This window comes from Adlercreutzia mucosicola DSM 19490 (assembly GCF_000422625.1).
In the GTDB taxonomy this organism is placed as follows: Bacteria; Actinomycetota; Coriobacteriia; order Coriobacteriales; family Eggerthellaceae; genus Adlercreutzia; species Adlercreutzia mucosicola.
The window spans coordinates 40,299-61,309 of record NZ_AUGK01000005.1 but is presented as its reverse complement, the minus strand read 5'-3'; the positions used below and the strand labels follow the sequence as shown (position 1 = coordinate 61,309).

Sequence of the window (21,011 nt, the reverse complement as noted above, 5' to 3'; positions counted from 1 at the left end):
CGACCGCAACAGCCGCTGGATCTACGGCACCAAGGCCGTGGGCGCCGGTTCCACCGATCCGGCTGCGGCGGGCAACATCGTGGACCAGGCCCACTACCATGCCACCCATTACGGCCATGCGTCGCACTACTGCTACGACTGGGCCAATGGCAACCCGAAGTACAACTCCATCGGGTCGTACACCTACAACACCGGCGCGCATCTGGAGATGGTGCAGAATTTGCAGGGCGACGGCTTCGATGCCTACTACATCAAGATCAAGCGCCAGGCCTTAAGCTACATCGACAAGGTGACGGTGAAGTACGAGCACACCGACGGCTCCACCAAGACGATGACGGTGTCGGGCAAGGACATCCGCGCCGCCTACTACAATTCCCTGGCCACCGACCGCACCCAGGCCGAGGCCAACGGCGCGGCGGCCGGCAGCGCGGCGGCGGCCACGTCGGTGCAGCTTGATAACGGCACGGGCAAGAGGGCCGATAACGGCACGAGCACCAGCTACGGCGCGGGCCAGTACTTCTTCCGCCTGAACCTGATGAAGTACGAGGACGGCCAGCACAAGCCCGACTTCGGCAACAACCCCACCTACGCCTACCGCGATTCCTTCAACGACTACCCCGAGGGCAGCCAGCCCGAGTTCAAGGTGACCCAGATCGTCTACGACGTCACCATCAACCAGGGCACGCTGGACACCGCCGGCAACCCGAAGTACCCCGACTACGGCCAGTGGTTCTCCGAGAGCCTGAGCGCCTCCAGCGCTGAGTGGACGAAGAACATGTCCTTCGAGGTGACGGGCCGCTTCATCAAGACCGACTCCCCGAACAACGCCGAGGTGACCTCTGCCACCGACAACAACACGGTGACGAGCACCACCACGGTGAACATGACCATCGGCGGCGATTACTCCGGCTCCGACTACGTGCATCCGGCGGCCCAGCGCTACGACTCGCCCGACCAGCGCGCTGACGGCGCCAACGCTACTACGCCGCCCAAGCGTCTGTCGACCGGCGCCTGGGCCGATGCCTATGGCGGCAGCGCTCTGGGGAATGTCTACGGCGAGACTGCTACCAGTGGTGCGGCTGAGTCGTTGAACATTTATTCCGATGAGTATAACCGCGGCACCTGGGGCTACAAGAACTTCCACCGCTCGGGCGCCTGCTGCCGCAGCGGCTGGTGCAGCTACCACGGTTATCACCACCACGCTCACTACTACCAGTTCGACGAGGGCAAGATGCGCCATTTGAAGACCTCGTCGCGCATGATCACCTATGAGAGCCGCAACTACGTGCAGAAGTCCGTGACGCGCGATAGGGGATCGCTGGGCTGGGCCGGTAACACGAATGTGTCGGATAATCACACCGATCAGGCAGAGTTCGGCGGCGACGAGGCCTACTACGTGTCGCTGTACCGTACCGAGCCGGGCACGAACGACACCTCCTACAGCGACCACGACTACAAGCCCTGGTCCACCTACGTGTCGGCGGCCGACAACATCCGCATCACCGACAACCTGCCCACCATCTATCCCGACCAGGATATCGAGTACTACGGCTATCTGGGCATGGGCATGAAGTTCTTCCGCACCAACGCGGCCAACGCGAACGCGGTGGACACGGTGAACAGCAAGGTGAGCTCCATCACCGGCATGACCGCCGCCAACGTGTGGGCGCACCTGAACCCGCTGACCAACTACGCCGGTATCGAGCGGGCGGGCAACCTGGACCGTGTGTTCATTACTCTGCGCACCACCGCGTGGGACAAGGACACCGATTGGACCGAGGATGACGCCGCCACCGACAACGGCTGGACGAAGAACGCTGCCAAGGCCCGCACCATCCGCATCCGCCTGAACAACATGTACCTGGTGAATGCCGACGGCACCGAGACCATGGTGGACTCCAGCCTGCAGCCCACCACCGACGAGAGCAAATCGCCGGGCCTGACCTACCTGTTCACCAAGGGCCTCGATGCCAACGGCGACGCGGTGATGTACTTCAAGCGCGTGAACGACGCCGGCGAGGCCGTGGACTACACCCCCGACTTCATGGACGCCCGCTACTGGAACAGCGCGCCCAAGTACAGCTACGTGAAGAAGGGCAAGGACGCCGCGGGCAACCCGGTGTTCGAAAACGACGGCAAGACGCCGGTGGTCGATCGCCTGACGCTGGACGCCCTGGAGGGCGACCATGCGCCGCTGACCATCCAGCTGGCCGAGGGCGAGTTCGTGACCAGCTACACGCTGGATCTGGGCCCCTACGGCGGCGATGCCGACGCCACGGCCGAGACCGCCCGCGCCTACGACGGCGACCGCGGAAGTGGCCAGGGCGTGAGCGACTACGCCGTGCTGGGCCGCCCCTTCATCTACAAGGGCCAGAACAACAAGCTGTTCGTGAAGGACAGCACCGCCCAGGAGACGAAGTACCAGGACTACATCAACAACGCCATCTCCACGGCCACGGTGGACTTCAACCATTTCTACGCTCCCGACACGTTCAAGCGCAGCGAGGACAAGCAGACCCATTCCTACAACAGCTGGACCATCACCAACACCTACCAGAAGCAGTTCAATTCCGTGGGCGCCGGCAACCGCTGGGTGCCGCGCAACTCCGCGGTGGACACCACCTGGATGGCCGGCTACAAGGTACGCTACGGATACAACACCGGTATCCAGACGGAGAACAACGGCGCTAAGGGCATCGCTCCCGAAACCGTGGTGGGCAACGGCACTAAGAAGGCCAGCGAGAACTACCGCAGCGAGGTGCTCACCCAGGGCAACAGCTTCGGCTACACCGGCACCTCGGCCTCCATCGTGCCCGCGGCGCCGTGGAACTACGACTTCACGGTGAGCTCGTCCACCTCGGGCGGCTACACCACCAACACCATCACGCGCCAGACCGACATCAAGCATATCTACGACTTCGGCGACGGCGTGGATGCCGATAACCTGACGCCCACCAAGGCCACCTACGAGGTGCGCTTCCAGAACACCAAGGACGCCGCCAAGGAAGGCGGGGTGCTGGGCGAGGACAACCTGCGCGCGGCCCATCTGTCCCGCGTGAAGCTGAAGAGCACCTTCGACGACAACATCACCAAGGCGGGCAAGGCCGCCTCCGAGAAGGTGTTCCGCCTGCAGAACGTGTACGTGCCGGCCTACCTGGTGCGCGACGGCGGCGCGAACGCCAACCAGTACACCGACCACGCCCACTGCGCCGACCACCGAAATGGCACCTGCATCGCCTACCAGTACACGCCCTATGTGAAGGTGGACGACAAGACCTACGAACCCTACACGGGCAAGCGCGTATTGAGCGCCGATTGGACCAAGCAGGTGACCGAAGACGGCCGCCAGATCTACCTGTCCATCGTGGGCGAGCAGTACACCACCGAGGACTATGCCTCCGGCCGTGCCTTCATCGAGGCGCTGGCCTGCGGCGGCCAGGACGGCAAGGACTGCCATTGCGTGGAATGCGACGGCGGCTGGTTCAATGCCACCGACTTCACCTTCACCTACATCGACGCCTTGGGCGTTGAGCAGCAGAAGTCCATCACCTGGGGCGAGCTGAAGGAGGCGGGCCTGGTGAGCGGCCCGTGGAAGATCGCCGACGGCACTCCCGTAGTGGACGCTTCCGGCAATCCCATCGCCACCACCGACCACAACGACAACGCGCTCGACGGCAAGGTGACTGCCCAGTTGGTGTACGGCCCCGACCATAAGCCCATCTACGACCCCGACGGCGATTACGTCATCGACTTCGAGGGCCTGTTCCGCCAATGCGTGGCCACCGACACCAACATGGGCACCGACGACGATCCGAAGCTCATTACAACATATAATCATTTAACCATTAAGAACGACATCCTGCTGAAGGACGCCAACGGCAAGGTGACCGAGGTTCAGAAGAACGTCGGCGATGCCCTGTCTTTCGGCACCTATCGGGCCACCGAGGCCACCAACTCCATCGCGGGCTTTGCGAACCCCGGTGCGGCGGCCGACCCCTACGACGAGGACGAGGTGGACCAGGTGTACGCCAAGGCGCTGTTCACCTCGCTGCAGATCACCTTCGAGGCGCCCAACGCCAACCGCCGCTTCACCAACACCCTGCTGGATTCGGGCCAGTGGCTCGCCCGTGCCAGCCAGGTGAACGTGGGCGCGGCCAACAACGCCACGCCCACCGCCGACGACATGCTGCTGAACTACGCCTTCAAGTACGACGGCACCTTCGTTGATCGCCCCGTGGCCCAGTTTTTGGCGGCCACTGCGGCCACCAACACTCTCACGCCGAACAATGTGCTTGACGGCGACAAGGACAACGCGGCCCGTTGGGACTACAACTCCACGCCGACCTTCGGCAAGGAGGCCAGCCACTTCCGCGGCACCGACGCCCGCCACCTGCTGACGGTGGACCTGAAGGCGAAGGATCCCAACACCGAGTCCATCGTCATCTCCAACGACGACACGGCCACCTACCGCATTGACCACAAGCTGGGCACCATGGACGTATCCTACGTGCGCGGTACGAAGATTCAGCCCGTGGGCCATGGCAGCGCCTCGGGCACCTACAACAACGGCACCGACGGCGACGGAAACCCGATCACGGCCACCCAGACCTACCCGGTGAAGAAGGACACCGTGTTCGCCTACGACGCCGACGACCGCTCCGTCACCAACATCTTCAGCTACCAGCCGGCCAATGCCGACGGCATCGCCAACGACATTCCCGACGGCGCCCTGTACGCCGGCGACTACTTGGAGTATACCCTGTACGTGGGCGCCACGCTGAATTCCATGCTGCCCTTACAGCATGTGGACGCCCGCTTCACCGTGGGCCGCGGCCAGCGCATCGTGGGCTGGGAAGTGGTCACCGAGAAGGTAGGCGCGGCGAAGCTGTCGCTGAACTCGGTGGGCAACGACACCGTGTGGGGCGTGACCGACGACAACGAGAACAAGCTGGCCGACAAGACGGCCACGGTGACCGCGCGCCTTCTGGGCGACGCCATCGTGACCGACAACGGCGACGGCACCACCACGACCTCGGACAACGTGACCATGGCTGTGGCGCCGGCTTCCACCGACCTCACGAAGTTCCCCCACGACAACCCCGCCACGCTGACGGCCGGGCCCTCGGCCCAGTCGCTCGTGGAGGGCGTGGCAGGGGAGTACGCGGCCTCGAACCGCGGCCTCGCCTTCTCGGTGGGCAGCCTCACCCAGCAGGTGCAGCCCGGCCAGGGCGTGTATCTGCGCGTCATCACCCAGATGACCGACGAGCTGGAAGCCGACGAGCATTACAACGACACGGTGAACGGCGCCTTCAACAACGACGCCGACGCGCCGGCCTACGACGCCGACAAGATCAACGCTACCTTCGAGGTGACCGCCAAGCCGCGCCACGGCTACACCCAGTACAAGGTGCAGCAGGCCGATGACCGGGGCGACGCCACCTACAAGATCATGCACGACGAGGCCCGCGACGTCATCGAGTACCACCACAAGGACCACGTGGACGCGAACCTGTCGGGCAAGGACCAGTACGGCGCCTTCGTGGAATCCAACGTGCAGTACTACAGCAACGGCGCCAACGCCAACGGCTACCATTCTACGGTGACCAACCGCACGAGCGGCGTCGCCCTGCCCTTCGACCCGGCCACGGCCGGCGATCAGCTGATCAAGGTGACGGCGGAGGACCGCGAGCTGAAGAACATGACCACCCTGGACGGCGTCACCGATGCCGATGGCAACCTGACCGACCCCAACCTGGCCCAGATCGCCGGTTGGAAGGGCACGACGCTGACGAAGCCGACCGACGTCATCACCAACAGCGGCGACGTGATGAGCGACGTGAAGGACGACCACTTAAACGACGTGCGGATCACCACGGAGTACCCCGAGGTGTCGCCCACCCGTAACACCACGGCCAACCAGGACGGCAACCCGCTGAAGGTGAAGATCTCCAACCTGGCGAACCCCACCTTCCACACCAACGACATCCGCGTGACGGTGCGCTTCACCGAGCGCTTCAACGACGAGCTGCAGCGCCCCGAGGGCAAGCGCATCTTCGAGGTGTACGGCCACAACCTGGCCTACCCCGAGAACCTGCCCGACAACACCACCATGGCCCCGGGCGGCGATCGCCAGAACACCGCCTTGGACGACGTGACGCCCAAGCACCGCTACGACACCATCTTCGGCGACCGCTACCCGGCAAGCGCCGAGGGCGCGGGGGATACGGCCCATCGCACGAATAAGGGCCGCGAGAACATCAAGGTGGAGTACTACGTGCCGCTTGCCTTCGACGCCGACCGCGCGAAGGTGCTCGCCATCATGGAGGCCGATGCGGCCGCGGTGGACCTGGTGTATCTGACCACCGTCACGCCCGAGGAGACCGATGGGGAGGGCAACGTGACCGCGCCGGCCGTGACCGACACGGCTCTCGTGGGCGCGTGGCTGACCGAGGATCAGGAGCACAAGGCCCTGACCAGCTACATGGCCGGCCGCTCGAACAAGGTGGCGGGCACCACCGGTGTCATCGACATCAACCTGTTCCGCGAGGCCGAGGCCATGCGCTGGACCTACTACGATATCCCGGCCACCGCCGACGGTCTGAACCCGTTCAAGCTGGACGACGTGGTGCTGGACGGCGTGGCGCGCTTCAACGACACCCGCGACCTGCTTTCCACCACCCACAGCGACATCAACAACTACTATACCGGCAACGTGGCCGTGGACGTGGCCTACACCCACCATCACAACGAGACCACCACGCTGCCCTTCGACGGCCCGCTGTACGACAAGGCGGCCACGGTGAACGGCACCGAGGCCGGCAAGGCCGCCTCCACCAACGTGCAGCATCTGGGCTGGAAGACGAAGCAGAACCAGTGGCAGACCTCCGCCGACTTCCGCGTGTACCGCCGCGCCCCCAACGCGCAGTTCCAGAACCAGGTGTTCCAGACGCGCGAGGAGGCCACGGCCCTGTACAACGAGAACGCCCCCCAGAAGGTGGGCTATGTGGCCGGCGAGACGTTCTGGTACAAGGACACCCTGATCAACGCCAAGCTGGCGGTGGCCGCCAGCGCCATTCAGTACAACATGGGCACCTGGGCCAAGGGCGACTCGCACAACCGTGGTGCCCAGTACTACTCGACGAACCATGCCGATGGCTCGAACGGTTCCATGAGCGTGAGCTTCAAGGTGTACAGCACCACCACGCTGTCGTTCCAGTACTTCGTGTCCTCCGAGAGCAACTACGATACGATCAACTGGAGCTCGTCGGGCACTGGCTCGAACTTCAGCGGCTGGTCGGGCAACATGGGCGGCTGGGCCACGGCCACCTACAACGTGACCCCCGGCACCTACACCATCACGTTCACCTACCACAAGGACGGCTCGGTGAGCCGTGGTGACGACACCGCCTACCTGCGCAACTTCTCCATCGTGAACGGCGCCGACGGCGATGCCTCCTTCGACTACGGCAGCGCGGACGCGGCCCCGGTGAAGACCAATACCTCGGTGACGGGCACCCAGGAGGAGAGCGCCGGCGAGGGCGAGATCTACAACCCGGTGTTCTACGAGCGCATCCCCATGGACTATCTGAAGCAGGCGGCCTACGGCGGCAACAGCTACGGTGATGCCGCTTCCCAGATCGGCCAGGACATCACCACCGAGTATCTGGAGAACGTGCTGAACACCCGCGCGGCCGACGGCACCCTGGAGAGCTTGGCTTGGTACGACCGCTACGGCAACGACGTCACGGCCGAGCGCACCCGCGGCCTCAAGGTGAAGGTGACGCTCGTGGGCGTCAGCGAGGAGGCTGCCGACGGCGACGGCACCACCACCGCGCCCGACTACGGCGGATCGATGAACTACGAGTCCCACGAGCTGGGCGTGTGCCCCAACGGCGGCCTGAAGAACCCCTGCACCTTGGGCGGTTCCTCGAACTACACCGCGGGCAAGACCTACAACGACATCGTGCCCACCGATGAGGGCGTATCGAACACCACCACCTTCGGTCTGTTCAAGATCGAGTGGGTCATGGATGACCAGTATGATGGTATCGCCGGCGTGGCCGATCCGACCGATCCGGCCGACACCCGTTTCCTGCCCGAGAACGAGCTGAAAACCGGCTCTCAACTGTGCGACGGCACTCAGCCCCAGAACGGCACGGTGCCCACCGACAAGCACCAGCAGCTGCGCCCGGTGGACCGTCCCGGCAACAACGGCACCGTGGTGGAGGTGGGCGACACCCTGTCCATCGCCATCCCCGTGCGCGCCGCCACCGAGAACCTGCCCCAGGTGTTCAAGGATCTGGACGCCTCCACGACCACGGCCACCGTGGGTGCGGCCCGCGTGGACGATCCGAACGCCGTGTCGAACACCACGGGCACCCGTCCGGCCTACCTGCCGCGCCTGGGCGAGTACTACTTCTCCAGCTACCACCTGCACTGCGGCCACACCGGCTGCGCTGCCGGCTCGTTCTTCGTGAACCCGGGCCCGGGCAGCGCGAACTTCGGCCTGTCCAACGCCGTGCTGGATCCGTTCGGCACCGGCACGGTGACGGGCAACCGCATTTGCAACGAGAACGTGCTCATGGACATGGACTCGCTGCTGCACGAGGCGGCGTTCACGGCCGACAAGCCGAAGAACGTGGACACCTACGAGATGTTCGACCATACCTACACCTTCATCCCGGGCACCGCGTCCAACGTGGTGAAGAACGGCTCGGGCGCCATCGGCGAGAGCGTGGTGAACACCGCCGGCTACACGGCGGCCAACGATTACGGCTCCTCGGGCCGCAACAACCAGTTCATGGACGCCGACGTGATCACCACCAACAACATGCAGAAGGTGAGCTATCTCACCACAGCCGGCAAGCCGGCCACCATGGAGCTGGGCCGCAACCACCTGCCCATGGAGTACACCTATACCACGCCGGATTCCTGGCAGCTGAACGCCCAGGGTTACTCGGTGGTCGATAAGAACTACGTGCGCGACTACTTCCGCTTCGTCACATCGAGCCGCATCGCCGACGCCCTGTCCACCAAGGCTGGCGGTGTGGGAGACGTGCAGTCGACCACGGTGAAGATGGGTGTCGACTCGCCGCTGCGCGACGCCGCCGAGGCGCTCTCTCCCACCCCGCTCGTGTGGTCTCAGACCCGCCTGCACATGCAGAAGGCGTGGCTGGCCACCACCTCCGAGATGGTGAGCGACTTCGATCGCGGCGTGGGCGCTGCCAACAGCACCGACGACTACAAGGCCGCGCGCAAGTACAGCCACGAGACCACCCTGTCCACCGGCTCCTCGGGCAGCTTGGCCCTGAACACCCGCTTCCCCCTGGCCCACGATGTGAACTACACCGACCCGAACAAGGATCTCTACGACGTGTCCTGGGCCAACGATCTGAAGCACTGGCAGTACGCCGCCGACTCGCAGATCGAGTTCGGCCAGTACGAGGACGCCTTGGAGCTGGGCCAGGAGTACACAAGCCAGCTGACCGCCTACAACTACGGCGACCGCAACCTGGACGGCGTGGAGTTCACCTACATCATGCCGCGCGGCGTAGAGCCCGTGCTGAACGACGACGGCACCGTTCAGGTGGGCGCCGAGCTGCTCAGCAAGGTGAACGGCATCTCCAAGGGCATCGGCGCTGACAACGACGGCGCGCCCTACGTGAGCGAGACCTACGCCGCCATCCCCGACGAGCTGATCGACGTGGAGATCGTGCAGACGCCCTACGGCGAATACAAGGGCTACGACGCCCCGGCGGCCAAGCAGGATCCGGCGGCCTATCGCACGGGCAACGTGACCACGGCCGATGTGGACTACTCCGAGCACGTGGAGCGTTCTACCTACACGAGCGTGAACGCCTCCACCGGCACTGCCTCGGTGCTCGGCGAGGGCGCCGACACCGTGGTGGACGGCAAGATCGTGGCCGACAAGGCCAAGATGACCGGCGCCGCCTATACCCAGGCGAGCCAGCCCTGGGTGCTGAAGATCACCGTGAAGCAGGATTTGGGCAAGTGGTTCGGCCGCGCCGTGGACAACGCCGCCAACGGCACCGACCTGGACCCCGTGTCCATGAAGGAGTGCTACGCCGAGGGCGGCTACAAGATGCGCGTGAACCTGCGCAGCCACATCTTCGGCAACAACGAGGCCGAGGCCTGGTACGACCGCGTGCTCACGGCCCCGTGGGACGATCTGGACAACACCGGCAATGTGGACGCCGCCACGGCCGGCACGGCGGGCGATGAGACCACCGCTGCCGTGCCCGGCAAGGAGCCCTTCAACTCCAGTGCCTTCTACCAGATCTACGACGTGGACACCTACGAGGGCGGCGCGGCCCTGCAGACCCGCCGCCAGAACGTCCAGCCCTTCGGCATGGACTTCAACTGGACCCTCATCGCCAAGGGCCGTCTGGGCGTGCACGCCCCGCTGTACGGTCAGTTCTACGGCTCGCCGAACATGCCGGCCGTGAACGGCTACACGGTGCTGAACAACGCCGTGGCCGCTGATGAGTCCTTCGCCACCAACGACGAGCAGAAGGCCTTGAAGAACATGGGCCTGCGTCTGACCGACAACGAGAAGATCGACTACACCGACGCGCTGAAGGGCGGCGTGAAGCTGTACGCCCAGACGGGCACCCATGCCGTGATGCGCAAGCCCCTGGTGCGCGTGTGGAACACCGTGAGCGCCTATGAGCCCGAGGTGGGGAAGACCTCCGACTCGGTGATCGCCGTGAACGAGACCTACTACGTGGACACCGAGGCCGACACGCGCCAGATCAACGTGCACGTGGAGAACCGCTACTGGCTCGATGAACAGCCCTACCAGTGGGAGCAAGTGGGCGGCTACCATGACCGCACCGTGTACACCTCGGCCTACCACAACAACTACGCCGTGGACGGCGGCCAGAAGGGCTCGCTCACCCTGCCCGTGGTGACCGTGGTGCTGCCCTACGGCGTGGCCCTGTACTCCAAGACCACCAAGAAGCCCTACTCCATCGAGGGTACCCAGGCCGTCGACGTGCGCGACTGGGACATCTCCACGCCGAGTAAGGCCGATGCCGACAACTACCACAAGCTCCAGATCGGCGAGAAGGCCTACTGCCAGTACGTCCCGGCCACCGACGCGGTGTTCACCGCCGTGGCCGACCCGGCGAACTTTGCCGGCGACTTGTACGTGACCGATACCGACGCCGACGACAACACCATCTACGTGAAGAAGGCCTACGACCCGACCGACACCACCGGTACCGTGTACTACGAGCTGACCACTCCGGCCGTGGCCGCCACCTACCAGGCGCTGACCCGCGACGAGCTGGAAGCCTTCAAGGGCGACATCTTCCTGCTCGCCGCCGCCGATCCCTCGGCAAACGCCGATGGCTACGTGCAGTACGCCCGCACTACCGACAGCCTGTGGGTGGAGAAGGTGTCCGTGCGCGGCACCGAGCGCGACGTGAACCTGAACAGGGATGATGCCTGGAAGAGCGCCAACTGGAAGGTGACGAGCACGTTCGAGCCCGTGACCACCAACACCGGTGCCACCGAGTACCGCTACGTGGTGCGCTTCGAGCCCACGTCCACCGGCTACAACGACGCCAACGACCTGGTGACCCAGATCATCTCGGGCGACATGGACATCTTCAAGCTGAACGTCATGACCTTCGACGAGCCGAAGATGGGTGTGGACCCGGCGGCCATGGCCCGCTCCTACGAGAACATCCGCGCCTTCGTCACCTCGAAGGTGGACGGCTACAAGTACCTGACCGACGACATGATCACCGTGGCCAACGCGCCGGAGACCAAGTCCATCGAGCAGCGCGACGCCGCGGGCAACGCCCACTACCTGGCCGGCGCCGGCTCCGACAACCCGTTCACTCCCGGCGCTGCCTCGCAGCTGTCCGACGAGGGTGGCATGAGCGCGCGCCAGAAGAAGCTGACCTGGCTGAAGTACCGTGGCGACAACGCCAACTGGGGTTCCATCAATTCCACCACCTACAACAACAACCTGCGCGCCACCGGTTGGTATTCCGCCGACAAGCGCCTGGACGCCACCGAGACCACCTACTACACCTACGCCGCGGTTCCGGGCGAGGGCTGGGGCGGCTCGGTGTACACCGCCGTGCCCCACACCGAGGGCTTCATCCCGGCGAAGTACATCAACAGCGGCCAGAACACCTCCGAGAAGGTGCCGAGCAACTACCTGGCCGGCTTCTCCGGTCGCTACACTGAGAACCAGGACGGCAACGGCACCACCCGCAGCCGCCTGGCCCTGGGCGGCAACGCCGTTGCCACCCGTCCGCTGTACGGCGCCGACATGGTCACCGTGGGCATCAACGGCGAGGCGCTGCCCGCCGATCAGCAGCGCGAGCAGGGCCGGGGTCTGCTCGTGGGCGACTACTTCTTCGACGGCACCCAGTACGGCCTGTCGAAGGCGACCACCGAGAACCTCAATCGCGAGGGCGATAACACGGCCAGCCGCGCCGAGCTGTTCGAAAGCCGCGTGACCGGCGAGGCCGCCACGCACTTCGACGACGGCGTGTACGCCACGGTGAAGCTGCGCACCAAGTCGCCCACGCTGAACGTGGACTACGAGGTGGAGGCGAACCCCACCGACCGCCCGAGTGACACGGGCAAGAACTACGCCGACAAGACCGACCCGAACTACGTGCACGGCACCGAGAAGACCGGCATGGGCGCGGGTGCCGGCTCCATCATCAAGGTGGACGGCTCCATCATCTCCGCGCCCACGTCCATTGTGGACGCGGCCGGCAACACCATCACCGACCGCGTGATGAGCGACGCCAACGGCCACGAGCTGATCAAGGTGGAGCGCACCGAGCGTCCCGACGGCTCGAAGGTCACCACCATGCACCACGACACCTACGACGAGGCCACCGATACCTCCATCCCGCAGCGCACCGCCAAGCGCGAGGTGAGCGCTGATGGCAAGACCATCGTGGTCACCCTGAAGAGCTACAAGAACGGCCAGGTGGAATGGTCGCTCGTGAAGACCTTCAAGAAGTCGCAGATCACCGATACCGTGGAGTCCACCGAGGCCAAGCTGTACACCGGCGACGTGGACGCTGGCGCCATCAACGTGGTGACCGAGAAGTACAGCCGCACCAACAAGGTGACCCTCACCGACATCGTGGGCGGCGGCACGCCCGAGACGGCCGTGGGCACCACCTTCTACACCCGCCAGAAGCACTTCGAGGAGGCCGAGGCGGGATACACCGGCGTGAAGTACGTGAAGCGCGTTGACAGCGCCAGCGGCAAGGACATCTACCTGCCCGAGGACCAGGCCACACCTCCCGCCACCACCACCGAGCCGCGCTACAAGCACGTGTCCGAGTTGGACGTGTACACGCCGGTGCCCTACACCTTCGAGGACCTGGAGCGCGCCTATAAGGCCCAGCTGAAGGGCGATGACGATGCGAAGCTGTACGTGGGCGAGGCCTCCGGTTCTGGCGAGGCCTACGTCGGCGTGGTGCTGACCATGCTGCCGCCGAAGGTGGAAGAGGCGGTGGATCCCTACAGCTACTTCGAGTACCAGGCCGGCAACCCGGGCAACCTGGACGTGTTCGGCACCACCTTCTACACCCAGAACCGCACCTCCAAGGAGTACGAGGTGGTCAGCCTCACCTCCGAGGTGGATCTGGAGTACTACAGCGGCGCCAGTGCCCCGAACCTGTACGTGAAGCAGCAGTTCGGCGACACGGTGAACTACGTGCGCGCCAAGCTGGCGAAGAAGACCATCGACCCCATGGAGTCCCACGGCTACATCGTGGAGGGCACCACCAAGGAGCTGTCCTTCGACGATGTGACCTTCTACACCTACAAGCAGGTGGAGGAGCCGAAGCTGGATGGCGATGGCAAGCCCGAGTATGACGACAACAACAACCCCGTCATGGTGAAGAAGGACGTGTACACGCCCTTCACCGTGGACGCCACCAACGTGGAAAGCCTCGTGGGCGCCCTGGACGCCGATAGCCAGCTGTACGTGGAGACCGCTTCGGGCTCCGGCACGTACAAGAAGGTGACCATCTGCGAGAAGACCGTGCAGCCGGCCACCAAGTACACCTACAGCCTGGACGCCTATCCGCAGGTGAGCGCTGTGGGCGGCGAGTTCTTCGTCATGGAGGAGAAGCAGCAGCAGAAGCTGGACGAGGACGGCGAGCCTATGGTGGACGAGTCGAACCAGCCGGTGATGGAGACCATCTACGTGCCCCGTGCGCTGAAGAAGGACGACATCAAGCTGGGCGACTATTTGGAGCCCGAGGCCGACCGCCTGTTCGTGAAGCTGGAGAACGCCCAGAAGCTGGAAGTGGACGGCGAGCTGAAGCAAGGCTCGGTGGTCTACGTGCGCAACGCCACCACCAAGGCGGTGGACGTGTACGTGCAGATCGATCTGGTGCGCGTGAAGGACGAGCCGGTGGCCGTGGAGCCCGACGAGTACGACCGCTTCGAGTTCAGCCGCGACCAGGTGGTCAGCGACGTGCGCGTCGTGGTGAACCGCTCGGTGGACTTCGTGGCCCCCTTCCGCGATCCTGACCACCTGCTCAACGACGACGGCACCGACCACTACATCGAGGGCGGCACCTATTCGGTGAACAGCAAGACCCTGGAGTGGGTGGCGGCCAACGACCCCTACTTCCTGTTCAACGAGTACGTCTACGATCCGAAGTTCCTCGAGCAGTTCGGTATGGAGAACGACTGGGTGAACCACGACACGCTGTTTTTGCCGGCTTACGAGAACGACGCCTGGCAGTACGACCAGACCCCGTGGTTCGCAGCCACCGTGCAGAATCTGGCCGACGAGAACGCCAAGCCCGGCGAGCCGGGCTACCTGGAGCCGGGCGACTACACCGACATCGTGGAGGCTCAGGGCGACATGAAACACGCCAAGCTGGTGTACGCCCTGCATCTGCCCAGCCAGGTGACCTTCTACGACGACCGCATGCTGACCGACAACAAGGAATTGGCCCAGGTGGATGCCGCGGGCGTGTCCAAGTCGAAGGACTACAAGTACATCGGCGACTACACCGATGACGATTACGCCTTCTACGTGGAGCGCGTCTACACCGATCGCAAGACCGGCGAGCGCGTGACCGAGCGGCTGACCCCCAAGCAGCTGATGGAGAAGGGCTGGACCGTGAAGGTGTCCTATCAGCCCAACTACGGCGACAACAACTTCGCCACCACCGGCACCCTGGCCCTGCGCGGCAAGGCGAACAACGCCCACTACGGCAAGGCCGATACCGATGATATCGAGGATACCGTGGCCAGCCGCGGCCTGGTGACCGACGTGCTGTCCGGTTCTACCGACGCCAACCAGGGCGAGGGCTCCTACAGCACCGTGAAGCCCCGCGTGCACGACCGCGAAGTGGTGGTCTTCGAGATCGCCGCGCCCGACGACGCCTCCGACTCGGAGTTCGCCGAGTTCGACTCGCTTTTGGGCGCCTACTACGCCGGCGTGCATCCCGACGGCTTCCTGGGCCATGGCGATTCCATGACCCTGAAGGTGAAGACCCGCCTGGACAACTTGGGCGACACCGACACCGCCCTGGACGACAGCCTGTTCAACGGAGACAAGCTCGTCAGCTACAAGAAGCAGATGGAGACTATCGCCAGCTGGACCGGCGACGATTCCCAGGTGTACGCCACGGCCCACGAGACCAAGCTGAACTGGATCGACGACGAGGACGAAGAGGGCTGGGACCACATCTACGACGGCGACGATTTGACCGGCGTGAACCCGGGCGATACCGGCCTCGGCCAGCTGCCCGACAACGGCGGCAGCGTGACGCCCGGTGCCGACGGCTCGGTGACCGAGGGCACCACGGGCCTGAAGCCGAAGAAGGATGTCATGACGCTCATCGGCACGTCCTTCCACGGCCAGTCCGTGAACCGCTTCTACCGCTCCGGCGAGAAGGCCGCCGACCATGCGGCCACCAACGTCAACTTCGACCGCGACAGCGATCTGGACGATCTGTACGTGACCGACGCCTCCGGCTGGTTCCGCATCCGCAAGCCCTCGGCCTCGGTGCGCATCGACACGGAGAAGGCCCGTACGCTCATTTACAACTCCGACTTTAACGTGTACTCCGGCCAGGACGTGCAGCTGCGCGGCTCCAACGGCTTCTACCTCACCCAGGCCATCAACACCGGCGGTGCGGTGAACAGCTTCGTGGTCGACTGGCAGGTGCCCTTCTGGGCCACCGCGTCGGAGAACCCGGCCAAGAGCGCCATGACCGTGGCCAACGCCCCCTTCACCAAGGACACCGAGTACGCCGTGGGCCGTATCCAGTCGGCCTTCGAGAGCGTGTCCACCGGCGTGTGGGAGGTGCCCGGCGCCCTGTACACCGATGACACCCGCGCCTATGTGGCGGGCAACGCCCCCGGTGCCAAGCCGGCCAACGAGGCGGCCGAGACCGAGACCCAGCTGCGCCTGTTCATGTTCGCCCGCGTGTCGTCCACCAACTTTGCCACGGCCGGCAACGTGTTCGTGGAGCAGAACGGCAACGTGGAGCGCGACCGCGAGAACTTCGCCCTGGCCGGGTCCGACGCCGACCGCGACTACTGGTACGGCGAGGACGAGATCGACGAGGCCTTCGGCGAGAGCACCGACTTCAACACCGCCGATGCCAAGCAATGGGTGCAGATCGGCGCCAAGGAGGGCTACGACATCTCCAAGAAGGAGAACCTCACCATCACTCGCAAGGAGATCGTCGGCGACGACGACTCGGTGCAGGTGCGCCAGATTCGCTGGGTGATCAAGGCCGTGCCCGCCGGCTCGACGGTGGAGGACGACTCGCTCGCCCACGAGGTGCCGGTGCCCCACGGCTTCCGCCTGGACGTGGACGCGGTGCCCGACAAGGCCACGGGCCTGAAGGAGCTGAACGGCCACATCTACGAGGACGACGATCCGGCCCTGTTCAAGGATGCCGCCAAGACCGAGTACAAAGACGGCGTGACCGATCCGACCTTAGACGACGGCACCGTGCTGTCCGACACCAAGGGCAAGTATTTGGCCGACAACGGCGTCCTGGTGGAGACCGCCGGCAAGCAGGAGGCCGACGACTTCGACCCGCTGCGCCTGAACGTGGGCTGGGGCTACCGCAAGACCAACATGGGCAAGGTGGAAGTGCTCGATGCCGCCGGCAACTACCATCCCGAGACCGTGGACGCGATGCACGCGGGCATCACCGACAACGCCCCCTACGTGAAGTTCACCACGAGCAAGCTGACCGAGCCCTCCCACGGCCAGGCCGTGGACGGCGTGCCTGACGATGCCGAGGACACCGGCAGCGACCTGGACGTGCACGTGAACCACTTCGCGAGCGCCACCCCGCGCTACGACGACACCAAGAGCGTGGAGACCGAGCGCTCCCGCGGCGGCTTCATCCGCACGGCCGAGTCGCCGGTGCTGGCGCTGGAGATCTTCCAGGGCTACTTCTCCGGCTCGTCGCGCAATTCCGGCTACGCCGAGGCCGATCCGACCGAGGGCTACAGCTGGACCCGCGGCGCGAGCACCATCAACAAGGGCTCGTCGCTGATGATGCGCTACAAGATCGTGCTGACCAACCTGTCCGACAACCAGATGAAGGCGCTGAACTACACCGGCTACGAGCAGGACTCCTGCGCCAACCCGCAGATCTCCCAGGTGCTGCCCTTCGTGGAGGGCTTCTCCTTCGATTCATCGGGCAACCTGGTGTCGCCGAAGGGCAAGCGTCTGACCTATGTGTCCTACAACGACCTGCAGGCCGATAAGTACAACGCCGACGGCACTGAGAAGACCATGTGGGAGCGCGCCTACGGCCACTTCGACTGGGATTACACTTCCGAGTGGATTCCGGGCAGGCCCTACGTGAACATCGACAACAAGGATCCCATCTGGACCTACTATGTGGCCGATATGACCGATTACCTGGAAGTGGAGTCGGTGAAGACCACCCTGTCCGAGTCGACCCCGCGCATGAACGACCCGGTGATCGGCAGCGCCTACAAGATCGTGGACAAGGCCTCCGGCGTGGATGCCGGCTCCAACCTGGCCCGTAAGTTCATGAACTGGCGCTTCACTGGTCAGAAGACCGACAAGGGCGCGGCCCGCGGTGTGCTGCAGCCCGGCCAGGCCGTGATCGTGGAGCTGTTGGTGCCCATCGACCCGGATGCCAACGATCTGATCTCCGAGGATTTGCTGACCACCTCGGGCTACGGTTACAAGCCCGGCAACTTCAAGCCCTACACGCCCTCTACGGCCTCTTCCGACGGTTCTACCCGCGGTTTGGTGTCCGATACCCGCGACGTGAACCTGGACAACCAGACGAGCCAGTCCATGATCATGATGCAGCTGCCCACGTTGAAGTTCGAGAGTGCCGGCACCGTGGACTCCGACAAGACCGTCACCACCCAGCTGGAGAGCTTGGCTAATTGGGCAAAGAACGGTCCGGCCGGCGTTCCCGAGGGCACGAGCTACACCTACTACAACACCGTGACCAACCCCGAGGGCGTGGGCGAGGGCGGCGTGAACTCGCCGACCCGCTTCCGCAACGTGGTGTTCTACGACATGCTGCCCCATGAGGACGACGTGGACGTGTTCAATAACAACAACACTATGGAGCCTTCCAAGCCCCGTGCCTCCAAGTGGGCCGGCACCTTGGCCAACCTGGATTCCATCCAGGTGCGCCGCTACACCGCAGCCGGTGGCGGTACGGCCGATCCCAACGGCACGCCGCTGGTGGACGGCCTGGACATGAACATCTGGGTGGGCCCGTTCAAGAAGGTGAACGGCGAGATCGTGCCCGGCGAGATCGACAAGCTGCTGTGGCTGTACAAGTTCGGCGAGCGCCTTGATATTGATGCGGGAAAGCCCAATGATAACGGCATCAATGATTACCAGGCCGACACCCGCTTCCAGGTGTTCGAGGAAGTGCGCAACGGCACCTACAAGTACGTCAACGGCCAGGCCGTGCCCGACAAGACCGGCGACGAGGTGAAGGAAAGCTACCAGATGGTGAAGCTCTCCGAGCTGAAGGACTACGTGAACGCCAACCCGGATAAGGAAGCCGAGCTGACCCGTGCCCTGCGCGCCATCTGGGCCCAGCCCAAGAGCGAGCTGCACGTGCAGGCCCGCGGCTACATGCGCCTGGTGTACGAACTGGATGCGCCGCTGAACCTGCCCAAGTTCCTGGGTACCAAGACTGGTGACCCGAGTACTGACCTGCAGGCTGAATTGGCCAACCCTGAGGGCACTTACAAGACTCCCGAGGAGCTGGCCGCCTACTACAAGCGCCTTAACCGCGCCAACCAGCTGCGCTCTGTGGTGCAGCAGAACTCCCTGCTCGTACGCGTGAACCAGAACGATGCTGGCGACCAGGCAGGTACTTATTTGAATGAGGTTGCTCGCGCTGGCGCCTTCATCGACGCCCCCGACGGCCGCGGCTACATCGGCGATTACGTGTGGCTGGACTCCGACTGGTCCGGCAGCCCCGAGGACGACGTGCTCGGCAAGGACGGCAACGACGTCACCGTGGACGCCAACGGCTCCGGCGGCGCCAACAGCGCCTACCAGACGAGCCTGAACGGCCGTAAGCTGCTGCGCGGCATCGACCCGGCCACGGGCAAGGCCTTCGACAACACCGGCAAGGACGGCTCGCACCTGAAGGATCTGGACTACGACAAGGAAGTCGAGGATCCGGGCATCAACGACGTGAAGGTGGAGCTGCTCAACGAGTACGGCAACCCCGTGAACCGCGATGGGGAAGTGGTGCAGCTGGTGAACAACGAGGGCACCGGCTTCCAGGACCGCTGGGTGCGCTGCGACGCCCGCACGGGCAAGCCCGAGCGCGACGCCTGGGACAACTACATCAACGCCGACAGCGGCGCGCCGTACGTGACCTACACGAAGTTCGACTACTACGGCAACCCCGGCTACTACATCTTCTCGAACCTGGCGCCGGGCTCCTACCGTCTGCGCTTCACCTTCCCCGAGGAGTACTACAACTTCTCGCCCACCCAGAAGTCCATCGGCCAGAAAGATATCTACTCCAACGCCGGCGATATTGAGGTGTCGGTCGAGCGCGTGGAGCGCGACGATGTGGCCGGCACCGATGCCGCCCTGCGCATCACCACCGCCGCCATCGAAGTGAACGAGGTGGCCTACGACAGCGCGAACATCGGCACCGACAAGTACAATGCCGCTATCCACGAGGCCTATGACGCGCGCATGACCTCGATGAAGTTGGGCATCGCCCAGGGCGTGACCTTCGAGGGCGTCACCTACCGCGATGATGTGCTGGCCACCGGCGATGTCGAGGAGAGCACCGAGATCAACTCGCTGCTGGATTCCGTGCGCGCCGGCTCGGGCGACACCGAGGCCCAGATGAAGGGTGCCACCTATGTGCCCGAGAAGCGCCTCGAGGGCATGCGCGTGTCGGTGTACGAGTACGAGGACGGCGTTATCAAGGCCGCCCTGGCCGACGACGCCGACGGCCAGCCCGCCACCGTGGTGACCGACGACACCGGCTTCTTCCGCTTCCGCCTGAAGGCCGGCCATACCTACGTGATCAAGACCTCCGACACCGTGTCCACGCGGCTCATCAAGCCGACGCTGGTCACCTGGAGCCAGGACCCGCTGGAGTACCAGCAAGACGGCCTGTTCTACGACGGCACTCGCAACCTGGTGTCCGACAATGACCTGCGCTACGTGTCCGGCTCGGCCCGTACCTATCCCATCAAGGCCCAGCTGCCGCTGGTGGACGGCAAGGCCGTCTACGAGGACGAGAAGGCCAAGTGGAAGGGCTACAAGCGCCAGAACAAGCTGGCCTTGGGCTACATCGACGGCACCAAGGGATACTTGGGCGACAAGGTGTGGGCCGACGAGAACTACGACGGCCTGCAGCAGGATACCGAGACCGGCGTGGGCCAGGGCCCCGAGAACGGCGGCCTGAAGGTGAAGATGGAGACGTGGTACTACGCGCCCGTGTCCTCTTCGGTGAAGTACCAGCAGGCCAAAGACG

General features: G+C 64.5%; 1 protein-coding gene (only partly in view). It reads left to right on the top strand.

This entire window lies inside a single protein-coding gene on the top strand: locus tag G503_RS13360, encoding a PASTA domain-containing protein (protein ID WP_035021598.1). The 66,816-nt coding sequence extends 20,888 nt beyond the window's left edge and 24,917 nt beyond its right edge, so the window shows coding positions 20,889–41,899 (codon 6,963, partial, through codon 13,967, partial); the first codon wholly inside the window starts at position 2. The start codon and the stop codon both lie outside this window.